2 protein-coding genes are annotated in these 1514 nt (G+C 55.2%); one reads left to right on the forward strand and one right to left on the reverse strand.

Annotated features, from left to right (window positions below):
* Nucleotides 1-108 precede the first annotated feature (108 nt).
* Nucleotides 109-333, forward strand: a complete 225-nt coding sequence (locus IH971_07040; GenBank protein MCH7497588.1) for a hypothetical protein — start codon at nucleotides 109-111, stop codon at nucleotides 331-333.
* Here the strand turns inward: IH971_07040 and IH971_07045 are convergent.
* Nucleotides 240-1514 (reverse strand): hypothetical protein (locus tag IH971_07045; protein MCH7497589.1); only part of this gene is annotated, 1275 nt, incomplete at its 5' end. The two genes, IH971_07040 and IH971_07045, sit on opposite strands and share 94 nt — an antisense overlap.

A 1514-nucleotide genomic window follows, 5' to 3' on the forward strand; every position in this document is an offset into this window, starting at 1 on the left:
ATTTCGCTCAGTTGTTTTAGTGTAAAAACATTGAACATCTCCGATCCATTTCATTAGTTGAAGTCCGGATTCCGGCCCGCTCAGGCACGTTTGTCTCGTTGGAAATCGATGGCGAAACGAATTTTCGCTCTTTCCGAAACACTGACGGAATTGAGCGATGCGGAGTTGCTCAAAAAAGGGCGCGAGATTCGCTGGCGCGCAAAAAGTGGAATTCCCTTACACGCACTCCTCATGGAGTCTTATGCGCTGGTTCGTGAATCCGCCCGGCGTGCCGTAAAAATCGTCGCGAAAAATGTGGGCCGGAACTTGCGAAATTCGGTGAGGAGAAAATAGTCGGTATCGCCCAATTTGTTGATGCTCGCGCCGCCGAACAGATTCATGCGGTCCAGTACTTCGTTTGCGTAAAAGAACAGACCCGGCTTAAGGGTCTCGTAATCCATCATGATTCTTGGGAGGATGAACATCCGGGACATCTCTTCCTTATACGGACGAGGCTGCAGCGCCAAATTGGGCCCCTCTTGGGGAGAGGTGGGACGATTTTTCCAATTGCCGGGGGAAATACCTACTTCCTCCAAGGCTACGATTTTTGAGGGTTGCAGAAGGGCAATCCTGTAGCGGCCATTTTTGTACAGGGAGTAGAGCACTTCCCCTGCGGCATTGACGGAGGGCATGAAAGCGCCCCCGGTTACATTGGTGAGGTAACCCGGCCCTTCGTCCCCTTCGCGATAAAGGTTATGGACGCCGCTGGCATCGGTGCTGACAAGAATGCCCGTTGCCGTTATCTCCGGGTTCCGGCGATCACCCCCTGGCCCCCCGGTTGCAGGCAGTTGCTCTAGGTTACCCGTGGACAAGTTTACTGTATAAAGCGCCCGGCCGTGGTTTTCCGTCGCGTCGGCCACAAGCAGGGAATCACCGGCGCGATAGCTGAGACTGTGCAGATAGAGTCCGTCATCCAGATGAGTCAGTGTATGGGTAGCGCCCGTGGCCAGATCGAGCCTGCGGACATTCGAGGTACCATCCCGCACCGTCAGGTAAGCCAGGGTCATGCTGTCAATGAGCACCGGCGCAGTAGCCCTTTCGCCATGGGTCAGGCGACGCTCTTTGCCGGCATTGATATCGTAGGCATAGAGATCATACCACCGGCTGCCGTGCTTGTCAGGCTTCGACTGGGCGGCAAAGTAAAGGGTGTCGCCATCCAGGGACCAGACCGGCGGGCTGATGGCCCGGGCCGCCACCTTTTTATCCTGGCCGGTCGCCAGATCGTGGATGTAGAGGCCGGTCTGGCTGAAAAAGTCCGCGTCCCTGCTTGAGAGATAGGCAAACTTCCTGTCCCGGGGATGCCAGACGGGATGCAGATTGGCTACCCCCTTATTAATGAGGATAGCGCCCTCAACGGGGTCTGCCAGCACCTGCGCCATGACCTCGTATCCCCGTGAATTGACATGGCAATCGTCGTCGGCGATATACTCTTCGCGCCCTTTAAATTTTTCCTTAAAAACACTTTGAAAATCGAC

The organism is Candidatus Neomarinimicrobiota bacterium (genome assembly GCA_022560655.1).
Taxonomy (GTDB): Bacteria; Fidelibacterota; Marinisomatia; order SCGC-AAA003-L08; family TS1B11; genus JADFSS01.

Excerpts from the sequence above, each read along its gene's own strand:
- IH971_07040 (MCH7497588.1), top strand. The coding sequence starts at position 109 with ATGGCGAAACGAATTTTCGCTCTTTCCGAAACACTGACGGAATTGAGC.